At 59.6% G+C, this 16379-nt stretch carries 15 protein-coding genes and 2 tRNA genes; 5 read left to right on the top strand and 12 right to left on the bottom strand.

The window, feature by feature from the left end; all coding sequences use genetic code 11:
* Positions 1 to 89 precede the first annotated feature (89 nt).
* From MHY87_RS05985 to MHY87_RS05960, 6 genes are all read right to left on the bottom strand, one after another.
* Complete coding sequence (locus MHY87_RS05985) at positions 90 to 659, bottom strand: NUDIX hydrolase (protein ID WP_239350362.1); 570 nt, start codon at positions 657 to 659, stop codon at positions 90 to 92.
* Positions 660 to 684: 25 nt separating this feature from the next.
* Positions 685 to 2142 (bottom strand): phosphomannomutase, encoded by a 1458-nt coding sequence (locus tag MHY87_RS05980; protein WP_239350360.1) that lies wholly within the window; start codon positions 2140 to 2142, stop codon positions 685 to 687.
* Positions 2143 to 2290: 148 nt separating this feature from the next.
* Positions 2291 to 3163, bottom strand: a complete 873-nt coding sequence (rfbA, locus tag MHY87_RS05975; protein WP_239350358.1) for a glucose-1-phosphate thymidylyltransferase RfbA — start codon at positions 3161 to 3163, stop codon at positions 2291 to 2293.
* Positions 3164 to 3203: 40 nt separating this feature from the next.
* Entirely contained in the window at positions 3204 to 3761 is a 558-nt protein-coding gene (gene rfbC / locus MHY87_RS05970) for a dTDP-4-dehydrorhamnose 3,5-epimerase (protein ID WP_239350357.1), read from the bottom strand.
* A 16-nt stretch (positions 3762 to 3777) separates the two neighbouring features.
* Positions 3778 to 4884, bottom strand: a complete 1107-nt coding sequence (gene rfbB, locus MHY87_RS05965; protein ID WP_239350356.1) for a dTDP-glucose 4,6-dehydratase — start codon at positions 4882 to 4884, stop codon at positions 3778 to 3780.
* 211 nt (positions 4885 to 5095) lie between these two features.
* A tRNA-Gln gene (locus MHY87_RS05960) sits at positions 5096 to 5170 on the bottom strand.
* A gap of 157 nt (positions 5171 to 5327) precedes the next feature.
* Between MHY87_RS05960 and MHY87_RS05955 the strand changes: the two genes are divergently transcribed.
* A tRNA-Pro gene (locus MHY87_RS05955) sits at positions 5328 to 5404 on the top strand.
* A gap of 310 nt (positions 5405 to 5714) precedes the next feature.
* Complete coding sequence (locus tag MHY87_RS05950; RefSeq protein ID WP_239350355.1) at positions 5715 to 7394, top strand: class I SAM-dependent methyltransferase; 1680 nt, start codon at positions 5715 to 5717, stop codon at positions 7392 to 7394.
* Between the two features lie 117 nt (positions 7395 to 7511).
* Here MHY87_RS05950 and MHY87_RS18940 read toward each other — a convergent pair whose 3' ends face one another.
* From MHY87_RS18940 to MHY87_RS05930, 4 genes are all read right to left on the bottom strand, one after another.
* Entirely contained in the window at positions 7512 to 8639 is a 1128-nt protein-coding gene (locus MHY87_RS18940; protein ID WP_239350354.1) for a glycosyltransferase family 4 protein, read from the bottom strand.
* Between the two features lie 8 nt (positions 8640 to 8647).
* Complete coding sequence (locus tag MHY87_RS05940; RefSeq protein WP_239350353.1) at positions 8648 to 10882, bottom strand: glycosyltransferase; 2235 nt, start codon at positions 10880 to 10882, stop codon at positions 8648 to 8650.
* Between the two features lie 17 nt (positions 10883 to 10899).
* Positions 10900 to 11826, bottom strand: a complete 927-nt coding sequence (locus tag MHY87_RS05935) for a hypothetical protein (protein ID WP_239350352.1) — start codon at positions 11824 to 11826, stop codon at positions 10900 to 10902.
* Between the two features lie 315 nt (positions 11827 to 12141).
* Positions 12142 to 12465, bottom strand: a complete 324-nt coding sequence (locus MHY87_RS05930) for a hypothetical protein (RefSeq protein ID WP_239350351.1) — start codon at positions 12463 to 12465, stop codon at positions 12142 to 12144.
* Between the two features lie 568 nt (positions 12466 to 13033).
* Between MHY87_RS05930 and MHY87_RS05925 the strand changes: the two genes are divergently transcribed.
* Entirely contained in the window at positions 13034 to 13429 is a 396-nt protein-coding gene (locus MHY87_RS05925; RefSeq protein WP_239350350.1) for a DoxX family protein, read from the top strand.
* Positions 13430 to 13483: 54 nt separating this feature from the next.
* Here MHY87_RS05925 and MHY87_RS05920 read toward each other — a convergent pair whose 3' ends face one another.
* On the bottom strand, positions 13484 to 14176 hold the full coding sequence (locus tag MHY87_RS05920) for a hypothetical protein (RefSeq protein WP_239350349.1): 693 nt from the start codon (positions 14174 to 14176) through the stop codon (positions 13484 to 13486).
* Positions 14177 to 14371: 195 nt separating this feature from the next.
* Here MHY87_RS05920 and MHY87_RS05915 point away from each other — a divergent pair, with 195 nt between their 5' ends.
* On the top strand, positions 14372 to 14662 hold the full coding sequence (locus MHY87_RS05915; RefSeq protein ID WP_239350348.1) for a hypothetical protein: 291 nt from the start codon (positions 14372 to 14374) through the stop codon (positions 14660 to 14662).
* A 74-nt stretch (positions 14663 to 14736) separates the two neighbouring features.
* Here MHY87_RS05915 and MHY87_RS05910 read toward each other — a convergent pair whose 3' ends face one another.
* Complete coding sequence (locus MHY87_RS05910) at positions 14737 to 15336, bottom strand: biotin transporter BioY (RefSeq protein WP_239350347.1); 600 nt, start codon at positions 15334 to 15336, stop codon at positions 14737 to 14739.
* Positions 15337 to 15428: 92 nt separating this feature from the next.
* Between MHY87_RS05910 and MHY87_RS05905 the strand changes: the two genes are divergently transcribed.
* Entirely contained in the window at positions 15429 to 16376 is a 948-nt protein-coding gene (locus MHY87_RS05905; protein ID WP_370644848.1) for an MBL fold metallo-hydrolase, read from the top strand.
* Positions 16377 to 16379 lie beyond the last annotated feature (3 nt).

Raw genomic sequence — 16379 nt, 5'->3', positions numbered from 1 at the left:
TGTTACATTTCTCCCCTACCCTCTGAAAGAAGGGCGGGACATGGAAAAAATATTTTATATCAAAGTCTTACCCGAACAACACGAAAGCATCACGCCTCTTCCTGCCCGAGCGCCTTCTCCAGGAGACCTGCGGCCTTCAGCCCGATCATCAGCAATCCCACATGCTGGGCTTGGACCATTTCTCCTGCGAGCGCCGAACGGACCGCTTCCTTGACCGGCACGCGCAGGACCGTAATGTCCTCGTCCGCCTCGGGGGCCGGAGGCTGGGTAAGGGCCGCCCCCTCCGCCAGAATGACATGCACCCGATTGTTATGCGTCGCCGGATTGGGCGAAAGGCTGGCGACGAGCCTGCAGGAGGCGGCCGTATATCCGGTCTCCTCGGCCAACTCGCGGATGGCGGCAGCGACAGGCCCTTCATCGCGAGCATCCATGCCGCCGCCCGGGAGCTCCAGGCTGGACACTCCCAAACCGTGCCTGTACTGCCGGATCAGGACGATATGCTCATCGGCATCGATGGCGACCACATGCACCCAGTCCGAATATTCCAGCACATAAAAGGGGGAGACATCGACACCCTTCGGCGTCGTACAATCATCCGCCCTCAAGGACACCCATCGGTCACGGAAGACGATAAGGGACCGCTCCACTTTCCAGGTCATGGCCGTCTTTCCTGCTGAACCGGGCTCAAGCCACCTGCCGCCCTGCAAGGTCGAGCCCCCAGGCGAGCAGGGTCTCTGCGCGCTCCGGCGTTCCCGCTTCCACATAGACGCGCAGCTCCGGCGCGTTGCCGGATGCACGGAAGTGAACGACCTCGCCGTTCTTCGCGGTGATGCGCAGACCGTCGCGCCCGTCGAAGCCCGCAGCACCGCCCAGATCGCTGAAGAGGCCATCGAGATAGGCCTTGTCATCCTGCAGCTTCCGCATGAAGGCGCCGCTTTTCTCACCCGGGATGTTCTGGAGACGGTTGCTCGCCGCGGCCTTGAAGGCGAAGTCCGCACCGACTTCCGACAGCGGCTTCTTCCGGTCGATGATTGATGCAAGCGCGCAGAGGATCGGCAGCATGGCGTCGCGCGTCGGAAGAGCCGCGAGCTTGCGCCCGTTGCGCTCGATCTCGGAGCCGAGCAGAACGCCCCCGTTCGCCTCGAAGCCCACGATGGCACGGGCGCCGGAGCGCGCGGCCTCGCCCATGCCCTCGATCACGTAAGGCGAGCCGACCTTGGTGCGGACAACGCTCTTGAACGCGCCCGAGGCTTCCAGGGCTGAGTTCGACGTGACGGGCGTCACGATAGCATCCGCACCGAGATATTTGGCCGTGACCGCGCCCACGAGATCGCCACGCAGGAAATCGCCCGCACCGTCGGAGATCAGCGGACGATCAGCATCGCCGTCCGTGGAGACGATCGCATCGAGCTTCTGCTCGCCGGCCCATTGCTTGGCGAGAATTTCGTCTTCCTTGCGCAGGGCTTCCGTATCCACCGGGATGAAACTCGTCGCGCGTCCGAGCGGAACAGCACGCGCGCCGAGCATTTCGAGCATCTGCACGATCACGTCGCGCGCGACGGAGGAGTGCTGATAGACGCCGACGGTCAGGCCGGACAGGCTGCCGGCGCCATAGAAATCCAGATAGCGCTGATGATAGGCCGCAATGAGATCGATCTCGGGCTTTGCCGCCTGAAGGTCGCGCGCGCTCGCGGGCACGGTGGTGATGTTGAGCTTTGCGTGCCACGCGAGAATGGCAGCCTCGTCCTTCTTGTCGATCTCGCCTTGTGCTCGATAGAACTTCAGGCCGTTGCGGTCCTCCGGGATGTGGCTTCCGGTGACCATGATTGCCGGCAGGCCGAAGCGCATGCCGTGATAGGCGAGCGCCGGCGTCGGAAGCGCACCGCAATCGAGGGGAATGAGGCCCGATTCCTTCAAAGCCGCGCAGCAGAGCTGCGCGATGCTCGGGCTACTCTCGCGCAGATCGCGACCGACCAGGACGATATTCTTGGACGCAGCGGCGGAACCGTCTTCCTTGAGCATCTCGGCGAAAGCGCGTGTATAGGCAAAGGCCGGGACGCCATTCAGCTCCACAACAAGGCCTCGCAATCCGCTGGTGCCGAACTTCAGAGAGGATGGGGCCGTTCCGGGAACCGTATTCATTTATCGTTTGCCTGTTTTTCGTGTCTTCGGGCGTTCGGACGCCCCTGTCGGATGGGGCGGGATAGTCGGGAGATGGGTGAGCCAAGTCAATACACCGTCAGGACGCCTTTGCTTCCTCCCTGTGAGGAAGAGGTATCCTGGCAGCGCCTTAGTGCTGCCCCTCGGCAATGGACAGGAGATATTGCCCGTAGCTGCTCTTCTCGAGGCTTTTCCCCAACCCCATGAGATGCTCGCGGCTGATCCAGCCGAGGTTGAAGGCGATTTCCTCTGGGCATGCGATGCGAAAGCCCTGGCGCTGCTCCAGCGCACGCACGAAGCCGGCAGCTTCGATCAGAGCATCCGGCGTACCGGTATCGAGCCACGCAAAGCCACGGCCCATCTTTTCCACGTGAAGGCAGCCCATATCGAGATAGGCGCGGTTCACGTCGGTGATCTCCAGCTCCCCCCTCGCCGAGGGCTTGAGGCGGGATGCGATCTCCACCACCTGCGCATCGTAGAAGTAAAGACCGGTGACCGCCCAGCTCGATTTGGGCTTTGCGGGCTTCTCCTCGATGGAAACCGCCCTTCCCTCGCCGTTGAAATCCACCACGCCGTAACGTTCGGGATCGCTGACGTGATAAGCGAAGATCGTCGCCCCTCCCGGACGGCTGGCGGCGGAGCGCATCATCTCCGGCAGGCCGTGGCCGTAGAAAACGTTGTCGCCCAGGATCAGGCATGAGGCATCGCCGTTCACGAACTCGGCGCCGATCACATAGGCCTGTGCCAACCCTTCCGGCTTCGGCTGTTCCGCGTAAGACAGGCTGATGCCCCATTGCTCACCCGTGCCCAGAAGCTGCCGGAACCGCGGCAGATCGTCGGGCGTCGAGATGATGAGAATCTCCTTCACGCCCGCCAGCATCAGCGTGGTGAGCGGGTAATAGATCATCGGCTTGTCGTAGATCGGCAGAAGCTGCTTCGAGGTCACGAAGGTCATCGGATGCAGCCGCGTTCCGCTTCCACCTGCCAGAATGATGCCTTTCAACGCGAATTCCTTTCACATCACCTAAGAGCAGCGTCCGCGCTCAATCGAAAACCGAAGGCAGCTCCGAGAGCCGCGGCTGCTTGCGATCCTTGTCCGACAGAATCGCATCCTTCACGGGGATGGGCCATTGGATGCCGAGCGCCGGATCGTCGAAGGCAAGCCCGCGATCGTGTTCGGCCGAATAATAGGCCGTCACCTTGTAGAGAACCTCCGTGTCGGGCTCCAGCGTGCAGAAGCCGTGCGCGAAACCAACCGGCACCAGAAGCTGACGCCAGTTCTCGGCCGACAGCTCCACGGCGACATGCTGGCCGTAGGTGGGCGAGGAGCGGCGCAGATCCACGGCAACATCAAGAATGCGTCCCCGCACCACGCGAACGAGCTTGTCCTGGGCAAACGGCGCAAGCTGGAAATGCAGCCCCCGGATGGTGCCCACATTCTTCGACACCGAATGATTGTCCTGCACGAAATCGAGGTTCAGTCCGCCCTCTTCGAGCCGCCTGCGGCTGTAGACCTCGGAGAAGAATCCGCGCCCATCGTCGAAACGCTTCGGCGTCAGGATCTTCACATCCGGAATGGCTGTCGGCTCGATCTCCAGCATAGCTCCCTCCATCGGCTCAGGCGATGACGCCAAGCCGCTCGCCCCTATACACGCCGGAGCGCACGCGCTCCCACCATGCACGGTTTTCGAGATACCACGCCACCGTCTTGCGCAGGCCGCTCTCGAACGTTTCCGCCGGGCTCCAGCCGAGATCGCGCTTGATCTTCGAGGCATCGATGGCATAGCGCCAATCATGGCCCGGGCGGTCGGCGACATAGGTAATCAGGCGTTCGCGCGGCCCGATGACGGCATCGGGCGCAAGCTCGTCGACCAGAGCGCAGATGGCTTTCACCACGTCGATGTTCCGGCGTTCGTTCCAGCCGCCGATATTATAGCTCTCGCCGACCTTGCCTCTCTCGGCAGCCAGGATCAGCGCCTCCGCGTGATCATCGACATAGAGCCAATCGCGTACGTTTTCCCCCTTGCCGTAGACCGGAAGCGGCTTGCCTTCCAGCGCATTGAGGATCGTCAGCGGAATCAGCTTCTCGGGGAAGTGATAAGGCCCGTAATTGTTGGAGCAGTTCGTCACGATGACAGGCAGGCCATACGTATGATGCCAGGCCCGGACGAAATGGTCAGACGCCGCCTTGGAGGCGGAATAGGGCGAGGTCGGCTGGTACGAGGTGCTCTCATGGAAGAAGCCCTCCCCCCCCAGTGCCCCGAACACCTCGTCAGTAGAGATGTGGTGGAATCGGAAGCTCTCGCGCCGCTCTCCGCTCAACTCCCGCCAGTAACGCAGACTCTCCTGCAGCAGGACGAAGGTGCCGACCACGTTGGTCTGCACGAACTCGCCTGGCCCGTCGATGGAGCGGTCCACATGACTCTCGGCGGCGAGATGCATGACCACATCCGGCGCGAAACGCGCGATGATCTCCCGCATCCGATCCGCATCCGCGATATCCGCCTGCTCGAACGCATAGCGGGAATCGCCAGCAACCGGAGCCAGGGAATCGAGATTGCCCGCATAGGTCAGCTTGTCCACCACCAGAGCCTGATGAGGTGTCCTGCCGATGAGACGGCGCACGACCGCCGAGCCGATGAAACCGGCCCCTCCAGTGACAAGGAAGCGCTTGGCAGAGGAAGGCTTGGCAGAAGAAGAATGGGATTGCAGCAATCCGGACATGAGCAATTCAGGCAATCTGGGCAGGTACTTGCCGACGATGGGTTCAATGGCGAGCAGGAGCCCTGCCCTTTTCTCAGCTATAATGTATCCCGGCGAAGATTACACCATTCCTTTATTCCCCAAAGGAATGGCCAGCGATTCAAGAAGCGTGCACAGGGCTGCCTCAGCGGCGACCAGCTTAGCCGTTCGATCAACGATTTGAAGGAAATGATGGCTGGGGCGCCAGGATTCGAACCTGGGAATGGCGGTACCAAAAACCGCTGCCTTACCACTTGGCGACGCCCCAATGATGGGCGTGTACATAATCGGCTGAGCCGTCCCTGGCAACCGGTTTTACCGGCCGACCCCTCTGGAAAAGATATCTGCCAAGAGCTGCAAATCTCCCCTTGCGGCCCAGGCAAGCCGCCGCTATAAGACCGGCCTTCCCGATGAAAAATCGGTGTCGGAGTGTAGCGCAGTCTGGTAGCGCACCTCGTTCGGGACGAGGGGGTCGTAGGTTCGAATCCTATCACTCCGACCATTTCTTAGTTGATCATCAAGGCCCCTCCCCAAGAGATCCGCGGTGGATTCCGCTCATCCCCGCCCCTTTTCTCTCGAAGAAAGTTGTTCCTGCTTACTGAGGCGCTGGTATTTCGCCGCAAACTCATGAGTGGAACCGCCCGGCCATTCTGAAACAAAAAAGCTGTAGTCGATAAGCAAAACAGCGCAGCCGTTTCTGGCTCTGAAGTCAACTTGACATTGATAGCCCCCTTTGTTGTTACTTCGCCCCAGATTGAGGCCGGAAGCTTATGCTGACAGCCACATCATTCAGCGAACACTCGAGTGCGGGCATGACTGGCAGCCAAACGACCTTTATCGATGAGATCCAAGGACGATATGGTGAAACCTTTGGCGAGGAATTACAGACCCTCGCGCGAAGTGTTGCCAAGCCTGGAATTTCAATGCTGGGGTTTGGAGCTGGTGAGAGCACCCGGCTGCTTGCTGAGATTGCTGACGAATATGAAGGCAGCTTAATTTCGCTCGACAATCACAAAGAACATCTGATCTCAGTCGCGCAGTCCGTTCAGTCGCATCGTGTTGCGTTTCGATGGTTCGATCTTGAAGGGCCTAGCGAGAGTCAAGCCGATCCAGAATATGCGTATGGGAGCTACCCGCTCGGCCTGGCACGTAAGTTCGATTTTATCTTTGTAGATGGCCGGCGGCGCGTTGAATGCGCTTTGACAGCTGCACTCGTAGCCGCCCCTGGAGCGATCGTCGTGGTTAACGACCACGCGCGGGCCAGATATACAGCGATGCAGAACCTCTTTGAGACCCAGGAGGTTGTCGGTCAGTTTCGTGTTTTCCGGAAGCCGTTAGTGACGAAGCCGCTACCGGATCGGCGCGGAGAACGGCGAGCCATCATCCAAGTTGTAAGTGGCAGCGTCGGCAATTGGGAATTCGAGATCACAGGCGAAAGTGTTGCCGCCTACGCTCGCCAAATCGGCGCCAAGCATATCGTTCGTCATTTCAGCGACGACACTCCCCCGGCCGCCCTAAAATATCTCGTCCGTCCTGAGTTTGATGCCTTTGACCGTGTATGTCTGTTAGATACGGATATCGTTATCAGGCCCGGCTCACCGGATATTTTTGATGTTGTCCCGAGCGATCACATAGGAGCATGGAGGCAAGACCGCACCTTTGTGGAGATGAGCAATGGGCTGAACGCCGAGTATCGCGCTCATCACGGCATCAAATCGCCTCCGCCCCATCAGTATATCAACTCTGGCGTATTGGTTCTGCCTCGAGCGCACTACAATATTCTAGAAAAGGGCAAAGCTCGCTACCACCTCGGACTGCCGAGGCACGAGAATTCTGCCGTGAATGCCGCAATTTTTGACGAAGGGCGCCCTTTCTTCAATTTGCCGTACGACTTCAATTTTATCCCTGATCCGGCGACTTTCTTGGACGATCGCTTCGGGTGGTTCATTCATCTCGCTGGCGCGGGTAAGGCAAAAAAAGGTTGGCAATTGGCTTGGCGCAGCACAGGAAACGCGCTTGGAATTGACTGGCTTGAACGCGCTAATCTTGCGGGGCGGAATACTCGCCTTCCGCGGCTAAGGGCTTTAGTGTCATCCACTGCGGGTTCGCGAACTACAGCATTTGACCCAGACGACTTTACCTATGTCGCTCCTTCGCGGATCATGTTGATCAATGGCGCTGCGCATATTTGCGTTGAAGACAAGCAGAATGTGGATGGTATCGCGGTCTACGGACCATACCATTCTTTTAAACGCGGCACATACAACCTCAGCTTCGACTTCGACCCTGATCTCGTTGATCCTAAGCGCAAGATTACTTTCGACATCGGGTCCACACATTCACAATCTCTTAGCTTCGAGAAGCATGAATGCATCGCGGCTGGCTCTATCGAATTCACCCTCCCTCATGATGTTGATGGTCTCGAAATTCGCTTCTATTCTGATGAAGAGCCTCTACTGATACGTGGCGTCCTCATTTCGGAAACAACTTAAACACCGACAACTGACAGGACGGCGCCTCACGACCGTTAATCGCACGCAAGTCATATCGAGTTGTTTCGCGGAGAAGTCTGATGGGGGCTCGGTCGGCAGATACAGAGTCGAGCAAACCTACCGGTTGCCCGTGCCGACGAGGAGTTCTCGCACCTTATCGACATGAGCCGCATAGACACGGCTCTTCGTAAAGGCCGTCACATAGTCTTTCGTGGCCCGGTCGAACTCGGAAGCACTCATCGTCCCTCGATCCAATTTCAGGGACGGCTGCGAGTGATCCTGATGAGCGGCCTTCAAGCCTTCCTGGACATCAAGGATGGCTGCTCCCAGCCCTGCAGAATCACCAGGAGTGACTAAGCGCCCAAAGCCGTGGGTGATATAGGGAAGATTGCCGGCGGCATAGCCAACCGGAACACATCCCGCGCGCAGCGCTTCGACCACGGGAACGCAAAAACCCTCGTGATATGAGGGAATGACAAAGATGTCGGCCTTCCTGAATGCCTCTGCGAGGGCATCGTCATCCAAAGTGCCCAGGAACTGCACGGAATCTTCAAGTGACAGTTCGGCGACGCGGGCCTTGCATCGCGCAATGTATTGCGGATCGGCGAATGTCAGGCTTCCTGCAATCGACAGATTAAAGGCAACGCCGGAATTTCGCAGAGCCGAAAGAGCCTCGATACAATCGAGCACACCCTTCGATTCAACCACCCGCCCGACGAACAGAAGCTCCAGCTCCTTGTTGTGCTTGTCCCGCATCTGCAGCAGCGCAGGCGTCTCTACGGTCAGAGGAAGCACTTCGATCAAACCGGGATTAATGCCCCGTTCCATCAAGACATTGGCGTTAAGCTGACTGTCAGCCCAAATATGATCGGCATGTTGAAGATTATGGACTTGCCGAAAAGCTTTATGAATGAGGGGACGGGACTGCGGCGGCACGAATTCAGACGGAGTAATATTATGAAAGCGAACGATCTTCTTCGCTTTTCCGTTGCCGGTTGAGATGGTGTCGAAGAAGGGATGATATGTCCCGAAGTGATAGATCAGAAGATCTGCATCCCGAAACGCAGGTTCAATCAGCAGACCGCCGGCACCGCGTACAATCCGCACAGGCAGATCGCAGAAGGTGTTGGATCCTGCAATGATAGCGACATCCCAGGCATCCTGGTCAGCAAGCGCCTTATAGGTATTCCAGGCAGCTGTTGAGATGGCATCATACCTCTCGGCAATCGATGCGACGATCGTCACGAGAGGCTTCATGAGCGCATAGCCCTCGCCGCTTGTCTCTTGTGGGCCACCAAAAGCTCTGCTGTATCCTTAACCATACGCTCGACCGTGAAGCTCTGCTCATAACGGCGGCGTCCGTCATGTCCCATCTTGCTACGCAATGATGGATCATTGAGGAGCTTTTTCAAGGCCTCCCGCAGTGATTGCGCGTCGCCAGGCTCAGCCAGCAGGCCGGTTTCTCCATCAAGAATGACCTCGGGCATTCCTCCTGCACGGCAACCGACGACAGGCTTGGCGAAGGTCATTGCCTCGACAAAGATCAGGCCGAACGATTCAAACCGCGAAGGGGCGACAAAGATGTCGCAGGCGTCATAGAAGCCGCGCAATTCCTCTTCGGAAACAGCGCCGTGGAAGACGATCCGGCGCTTGATGCTCTCGGCAAGATCGCGCTCTTCGAAAAGCTCACGATAGGTCTTGCCGGCATGGGCCTGGATCTTGTCGTTCCCGACGATATCGAACTGTACGTCCGGATACTCTGTCAGCACTTCTACGGCCGCGTCGAGAAGGACATCGATTCCTTTTCGCGCTTCGAGGCGCCCGACGAAGAGCACCCTTCGGCTCACGCCATCGACAAGCGCAGGAGCAGGCTGCTTCGGAAGAGCGGCATAATCTTCGGCACCGAGTTGCACAACGGCCGCACGTTGGCTCAGATCCACATCGTAGGCGGCTTCGATCTCCTTTACGATCGAGGCACTGATGCCATGGATCGCATGTGAGTCGAGCAGCATCTCTTTTTCGAGCGCGAGCATCGGACGCCCGAAAGTTGTCATGAAGCTCTCGCTCTCACGCTGCTCAGGATGACTGTCGAGCCAGAACTGCAGAGTCGTTTGCAGTCCAAGGACAACCGGAAAACGCCCATCACGGAGAATGGCGGCTCCCTCACAATCCCAGATCGGAGAATAGACGCAATCCACGTGGCGGCGAGCCGCGATCCTCTCCAGCCACGCCAGCCGCGATGCGGCATAAGACCAGATGTGTTCCGGCACAGGACCTGCGGCGGTCGCGGCCTGTTCCTTTACCTTGGGCAGTGAGGCGATCCGGTAGACCCATACACCTTCCTCCCAGTCGACCCGGTCATGCCCCTCACCCGCCGTGATGACATGAACATGATGGCCCAAATCTGCGAGGCCCTTCGCGAGTTGATGAACATAGCGGCCGACACCACCCACTTTGGTGGGCGGATACTCGCGCGTCAGAAGGCAGAAGGTCTTGGCGTTCTGCGTCGGAGCGCCCTTCAGATAGGGCTTGAAAGAAGATGGGACAGCATCGCACCGGGAAGCCGTGAGCAGACGGCGCTGCATGGAAAGCCCGCGCCGCAAGCCGTCGTTCCAAGCGCGCTCGACTTCATTGTTAAAGCGAGCGAGATCTTCGGAAGGCAAAAGCTTCTCGGATATGGCCCATTCGAGATCCCGGCGCAGCCCATCGATGAAGCTCGTCGCTTCCTGGATGATATCCTTGGTGCCGTGATGCCCTTTGTTGTTCACGAAGCCATAATAGATCTTGTTCTTGATGATCGAATACCAAGAACTGAGCACACGCTTTTCAGTCCTGATCGCGCTCGGCATGTACTTGTGGTGCACGACTGCGCCATCGAGTTGTGCGATGTGCCAACCCTCGTCGATCAGCCGGCAAGCCAGATCGGTCTCGTCAAGGAAATAGTCGTACTCCTCGTCGAAGCCTCCGATGGAGATCAGAGCTTTTCGGCGAAAGGTGCTGTTGGCGCCCAGCAGATGAGGAAAGTTCGTCGAGAGCGGAAAATTGTACTCCGGCGTAGCACGGTCTAGCTTTCGATCAGCACGGCCGAGGCGATCGGTCGTGCCGTAGCGCCACTGGTAAAGCACCCCATCGTGATGGTGGACGAAGCCGCCGACGCCACCGACCTTGTCATCGGCATAAGCGTCGACGATCTGTCCCAGCCATTCAGGCTCCGGAATGGCATCGTCATCCAGGAAGGCTACGATATCGCCAGCCGACAGTTCGATAGCGATGTTGCGCGACATCGAGAGATTGCGCAGCGGACAAGCGGCGACCTTCAGCGGATCGGGCCAGCTCTCCAGCATTTCGCGCGTGCCGTCAGGCGTAGGGCCATAGACGACGCATACCTCGAAGTTTCGGTAATCAAGCTGCCGCAAGCTCGCCAGCGTGGTGCGCAGGCTTTCGACACGGCCATCCGTGCAGATAGCGATGGATACTTTCTTCGACATCGGACTGTCCCCGCGGCTTACGGCCTGACAGCCCTGATCTCAAACTCGTAGCACTTGCCGTTCCGACGCCCTTGCACGGGGACTTCAATATTCTTGAAGCCAGCCTCTTCCAAGAGAATGCGCAAGCTCGCAGGCGTGAACATGTTGAAGTGGAAGTCGCCTTCATATTCCTGAAGGCCGAAGAACACCTCACGGAATTCTTCGAAAGAATATTCTCCGGATGCCATCTTCGCGATCATGGCCTCTGCATCGGGCACGATGGCCCGGAAGGTGCCGCCGGAAGCAAGGAGGTCTCGCCAGTAAGGCAGGAGCTTGCGGCGCATTTCCTCCTGCGGGAAGTGCTCGAGGACATGCGCCGAAAAGACCTCCTGGGCCAATCCCTTCTGCAGAGGAAGATCGCCAACCTCGGCAACAATGTCGACATTCGGCAGCGCGCGCATATCGACATTGATATAACCGTTCAGCGGGACATGGCCGCAACCGAGGTTGATCCGCAACCCCTCCTTGAGAGCGTCCTGCAGCTTCGTCTCGTTCACGACGCGCGGCTCGACCGCCTCCTTGTGACCAGTCCCGGGAGCGCCCGCATCAGCGGCGTACTTCATCTCGAACATGATCTCGCTGCGGATGAACTCCTGGCGGTCGCGCTGCCGGGCCAGCTCGCGCTCAACTTCCTGGCGCTCCTGGGCCGATTGATCACGTTGGCGATCCATGTGCTCGTAAATCCGTGCCAGCTGATCGCGCTGTTGGCCGAGTTCATGGCCAAAGGCGCCAACCGATGTCACGGAGTTCAGGAAGGCAGGCAGCTGCTGATTCCACGCCTGCTCGAAATTCTTGAGGCGCTCTTCGAGTTGCTTCGTACGGTTCTCGAGCTTTCGCGTCCGTTCCGAGACCGGCCCTTTTAGATCGTCGGACAGAGCATTGATGCGCGCGTCGATTGCAGCCATGGCATCGCCCTGGCGACGAAGGTGAAAAACGAGCCTGGGCAACTTGACCAGAGCCACTGCCCAGCGAGCCGCATATCCCAGCAGTGGGATTCGGAAAATTTTTGCAGCAACCGATTTAAGAGGCCCCGACATAGTATTTCTCTATTTTATCTCGTTTCGCGAATACCTCGCGTTCGCTACATTCCTTCCCATATGCTGTCAACAAGACGACACGCCCGCCGGACGGCAGGCTATAACGATTAAATCCCTAGCTTTGTTGATAAAAAAGGACGAGCGCTCTTGCCGGGCGCTCGCCATATCTTGAATTACCGCTCCTCAATGCGTCGAGAAGCGTCCGTTCTCGTCGTAAGTCTCGTAATGGAGCGTCTGAGCGGGGACGGCGTCAAGCTGCCGCTGGGCCTTCTGCCCGTCTTGGGCAGGCTCCTGACCTTGAGGCATGTAACGGGGGCGGAAGCGCAGGTCGACCAGGGAGCGCAGCTCGGGGGCGGCAAGATCGAGCACATTGGCATCCCGCCAGCGGCGGTGCAGCCTGGGGCGGCCTGTCATGCGACCCCAGAAGCCCTGCACCTCCTCCTCCACCTGCAAAACAATACGTCCCGTGAAGGTCTTACGAAGGTTAAAGCGGCCCGTCAGCGCCATTTCACTCTCCCAAATTGATCGTGCTCTGCAAAATTACGTTTCTACGCTGCGATGTCCGGAGCGCGGCCAATAAAAGAACTCGGCCACGAAGCTGACCGGATCTTGCCGTTGCAAGGCCAATGCAGGCGCAGCTCTTGGGTTCCGGTCCGCTTCCCGGAACCCTGCGTCACGATGATGAGAGGTGATGTTTCGCACATGCTTTCAGGCTTTTAAGCAATGCGATGAGCGACGAGCAGAGAAAAGAACAATTGAAATTGAAGGGATACGCAGTGAGTGGCTGAAGACCATGCACTCCGTCTCAGGGACGAGGACGCGGCTTGAGGTCGATCGTGACGAGCTGGCCGGTTCGGGGATCGAGGATGGTCATGGCAGCCTCCATGTTGTTGACGTAAGGAGAACGCCTGATGAGCGAGAACGATCAACGCGGCCTTCGGACATGGTAAGCAATTCGTTACTGAAGCGTGCGCATTCGCACCTAGTCATCACGAAGCGCGGCCTTTAAGCCGGGCCCCGCAACAGGCGCTTCCATCCCTCGGCGCCATGACCTCATTCACTGGAGATCGATTACATGAATACCCACTCGCTCGAGTCCGCATGGACGCCGCGCCTCCTCAGCATCCTTCGCATCGTCTCGGCGCTGATCTTCATGGCTCACGGCACTCAGAAGATCCTCGGCTTTCCGGCTGGCTTTTCGCCGGAAATGTTCTCTCTGCCCTGGATTGCAGGCATGCTCGAGCTCTTCGGCGGCGCTCTGCTCCTGCTCGGTCTTTTCGTCCGCCCCGTGGCTTTCGTTCTCTCGGGCCTGATGGCAGCCGCCTATTGGATGGCCCATGCTCCCAAGAGCGTCTTCCCCGTGCTGAACGGCGGCGACGCGGCTATTCTCTACTGCTTCGTGTTTCTCTACTTCGTGGCAGCCGGCGGCGGTGTCTGGAGCCTGGACAGCGCCATGCGCAACAGCCGCTGAAACATCGCATCGTCTTGAAAGAAAAGAGAGGCCGGAATGGCCTCTCTTTTTTGTTTAGGTCTCGTCTTTCCCTGAACCCGTCATGCGCCGCACGCGCTCGTCCTCGAGCTCCACATGCAGCGTGTGGTCATCCTCCTCGTCGAGAGGATTGGGCATGAGGTCCGTGATCAGGCCCGTGGTGGTGGAGGCCGCAGCACCGATGGGCGGAGCGGCCCCTTCCGAACGCCAATCCCTTTCCGGCCTGCCAGGCTCGATGCGCCCCTCGTCGTCCAGAATATCCACCACGCGGTTCATATCGCTCTCGTCCAGGCGCACTGTCACGAGGGTTCCGCCCTGGCGGACGCCATCCACATAGGCCTTGGCCTCGTCCTCGCTGAGCCCGGTATCAGCCAGCGCGCCCATGAGTCCGCCGAGGGCCGCCCCCGCCCCTGCTCCGACCAGCGTCGACACGAGCCATCCTGCCGCAATCACCGGCCCGAGCCCAGGAACCGCCACTGTGCCGAGCCCAGCCAAAAGCCCGGCCCCTCCTCCTGCAATCGTACCTGCCGCAGCACCTGCCCCGGCAAATTCATGCGACGCGCCCTCCTCGTCGAAGGAACGCTTGGCGTGATGCGAGGAGACGTCATCGGCGTTGTTCGAGATCAGGCTGATCTCCACATGGGAAATGTGGGCCGCCTCCAGCCGCTGCACGGCCTTGGCCGCTTCATCGTAGGTGTTGAAAAAGGCCGTCACTTTGCGTTCGGTCATGGGGTCGCCTCCGGGATTTCTCTCTAGGATTTCTTGGAAGGCTAATGAGCGGTTCTGAGGAGGGTTCCGGCTCTTCTTGCACCACGGCCAAGTTTTGTTGCGTTGCTGCGCGTCCATGCCGCCTTCCTGTCCGGCGGGAATGTTGCTACACTTCAACAAAAGAATGCCGCACACGGCGATTTGGGGGCTCCCACCATGCGACATATTCATCTCGATGAGGGTTTGAGATTGCGTTTTCCCGGCCGCAGCGAAGATTTCGATCAGGGTGTCGAGATCGGCATGATCGCCGTTCTCATGGACCAGGAGAACCTTGAGTTCTCGCGCTGGATCTCGCGCGCCAATCTCGGACAGGTCGAGGCCATCGCCAAACAGATGGGCTACCGGATCATCGAGGATGGCGGCGACGAGGAATGGGCGGATGTCACCTTCCGCCACAACAGCATCAAGTCGAAGCCCAATCTCCGGCTCGTGCATTCGGCGGGCTAAAAACCGCCAGCCAATTCCAAAACGAAAGAAGCCGCCCGAAGGCGGCTTCTTTTTTGTCTTTATGCGCTGAAAACTCAGCCGCGGCGGGTCACCGACCAGGCGGCCTGCATCAGGGCGACGGCGAGAGCTGTCTTCACCACGGTCGCGGCGATGAACGGGGCAGCGCCCACGGTCCAGGCCTGGGAGAAGGGCATCACCAGCGAGAGCTGGGTCAGGCCGCAAGCGAAGATCACCGCATGGCCGATGGTCATCATCACGATGACGCGCGGGAGCGAACGGTCCCAGCCACGCTCAGCCATGAAGCCCATGACGACGGCGGCGGCCAGGAAGCCGAAGAGGAAGCCGCCTGTGGGGCCCATGAGATAGGCCGGTCCGGCGACGGGACCTGCGAAGACGGGCATGCCCATCGCGCCCTGCAGGAGATAGAGACCGACGGTCGCGCCGCCGAGACGCCAGCCATAGGATGCGCCGATGATCAGCACGACCAGGGTCTGCAGCGTCATGGGAACGTAAGGCAGCGGCACCTGGACCTTGGCGGAAAGGGTGAGAAGCGCCGTACCCACAGCCATCAGGACGATGGCGCGCAGGGCGGTGAAACGGGCATCGTCCTTGGACGGCCAGAGGAGGCCGACGAGGGTCGAGGGAGAAGACAGCGAAGAAGCGCCAGTCGTCATGAAATGAACTCCAGATGTTCCGCCTTTCGCGGGCGGCTTGGTAAGCCTTATAGGTGGGTCTGGCCGGTGTCTCAAGCAGTCGAACGGCTAAGATGTCCGTAACCGGCACAGATTTCCAAGGATCCCTGATGGCAGACGACCTCACTTTCGATGTTCGGCCACCGGCCCGATCGGGCGAATGCCTCCAGGTGAGCCCCCTCGTCCGCCGAATCGTCGCCGACAATGCCGGCCCGATCACCTTCACCGGCACCTGCAGCTACATCGTGGGTTCGGGCCGGGTCGCCATCATCGATCCGGGGCCGGACAGCCCGGCGCATATCGAGGCCCTGCTCCACGCAGTCCGAGGCGAGACGGTGAGCCATATCCTCGTCACCCACACCCATCGGGACCACTCCCCCGCCGCCCGGGCGATTCAGGCCGCGACGGGCGCGCTCCTCGTCGGCTGCAGCCCGCACCGCAGCGCCCGGCCCCTGTTCAGCGGTGAGGTGAACTCCCTGGAGGCAAGCTCCGACAAGGATTATGCCCCCGACCGGGAACTTGCCGAGGGCGAGGCGGTGCAAGGCCCCGGCTGGACCCTGGAAGCCTTGGCCACCCCCGGCCACATGGCCAATCACCTCGCTTTCGCCCTACCCGAGGAGAAGGCGCTGTTCTCCGGCGATCATGTGATGGCCTGGGCGACAACCGTCGTGGCGCCGCCGGACGGCTCCATGAGCGAGTTCATGGCTTCCCTCGACAAGCTGAAGGGCCGGGAGGAAACGGTCTATTGGCCCGGCCACGGCGGCCCGGTGCAGGAGCCCCAGCGCTTCGTGCGCGCGCTCGCTCATCACCGCCGCCTGCGCGAGGCCTCGATTCTCAACAGGCTGAATGCAGGCGACCGCACGATCCCCGAGATCGTCGCCGCGATCTATCAGGGCCTGAACCCCGCTCTCGTGAATGCCGCGGGCCTCTCCGTCTTTGCTCATCTGGAAGATCTGGTCGCCAAGGAACTCGCCGTCACGGACGGCATGCCGAGCCTGAGCGGGGTATACCGCCCGGCCTGATGC

Source organism: Microvirga sp. ACRRW, from assembly GCF_022346925.1.
GTDB lineage: Bacteria > Pseudomonadota > Alphaproteobacteria > Rhizobiales > Beijerinckiaceae > Microvirga.
This window is presented reverse-complemented; position numbering and strand designations above follow the sequence as displayed.

Coding starts and splice junctions, on each gene's coding strand:
- MHY87_RS05985 (WP_239350362.1), bottom strand. CDS start 659: ATGACCTGGAAAGTGGAGCGGTCCCTTATCGTCTTCCGTGACCGATGG.
- MHY87_RS05980 (WP_239350360.1), bottom strand. CDS start 2,142: ATGAATACGGTTCCCGGAACGGCCCCATCCTCTCTGAAGTTCGGCACC.
- rfbC (WP_239350357.1), bottom strand. CDS start 3,761: ATGCTGGAGATCGAGCCGACAGCCATTCCGGATGTGAAGATCCTGACG.
- rfbB (WP_239350356.1), bottom strand. CDS start 4,884: ATGTCCGGATTGCTGCAATCCCATTCTTCTTCTGCCAAGCCTTCCTCT.
- MHY87_RS05950 (WP_239350355.1), top strand. CDS start 5,715: ATGACTGGCAGCCAAACGACCTTTATCGATGAGATCCAAGGACGATAT.
- MHY87_RS05940 (WP_239350353.1), bottom strand. CDS start 10,882: ATGTCGAAGAAAGTATCCATCGCTATCTGCACGGATGGCCGTGTCGAA.
- MHY87_RS05935 (WP_239350352.1), bottom strand. CDS start 11,826: ATGGCTGCAATCGACGCGCGCATCAATGCTCTGTCCGACGATCTAAAA.
- MHY87_RS05930 (WP_239350351.1), bottom strand. CDS start 12,465: ATGGCGCTGACGGGCCGCTTTAACCTTCGTAAGACCTTCACGGGACGT.
- MHY87_RS05925 (WP_239350350.1), top strand. CDS start 13,034: ATGAATACCCACTCGCTCGAGTCCGCATGGACGCCGCGCCTCCTCAGC.
- MHY87_RS05920 (WP_239350349.1), bottom strand. CDS start 14,176: ATGACCGAACGCAAAGTGACGGCCTTTTTCAACACCTACGATGAAGCG.
- MHY87_RS05915 (WP_239350348.1), top strand. CDS start 14,372: ATGCGACATATTCATCTCGATGAGGGTTTGAGATTGCGTTTTCCCGGC.
- MHY87_RS05910 (WP_239350347.1), bottom strand. CDS start 15,336: ATGACGACTGGCGCTTCTTCGCTGTCTTCTCCCTCGACCCTCGTCGGC.
- MHY87_RS05905 (WP_370644848.1), top strand. CDS start 15,429: ATGTCCGTAACCGGCACAGATTTCCAAGGATCCCTGATGGCAGACGAC.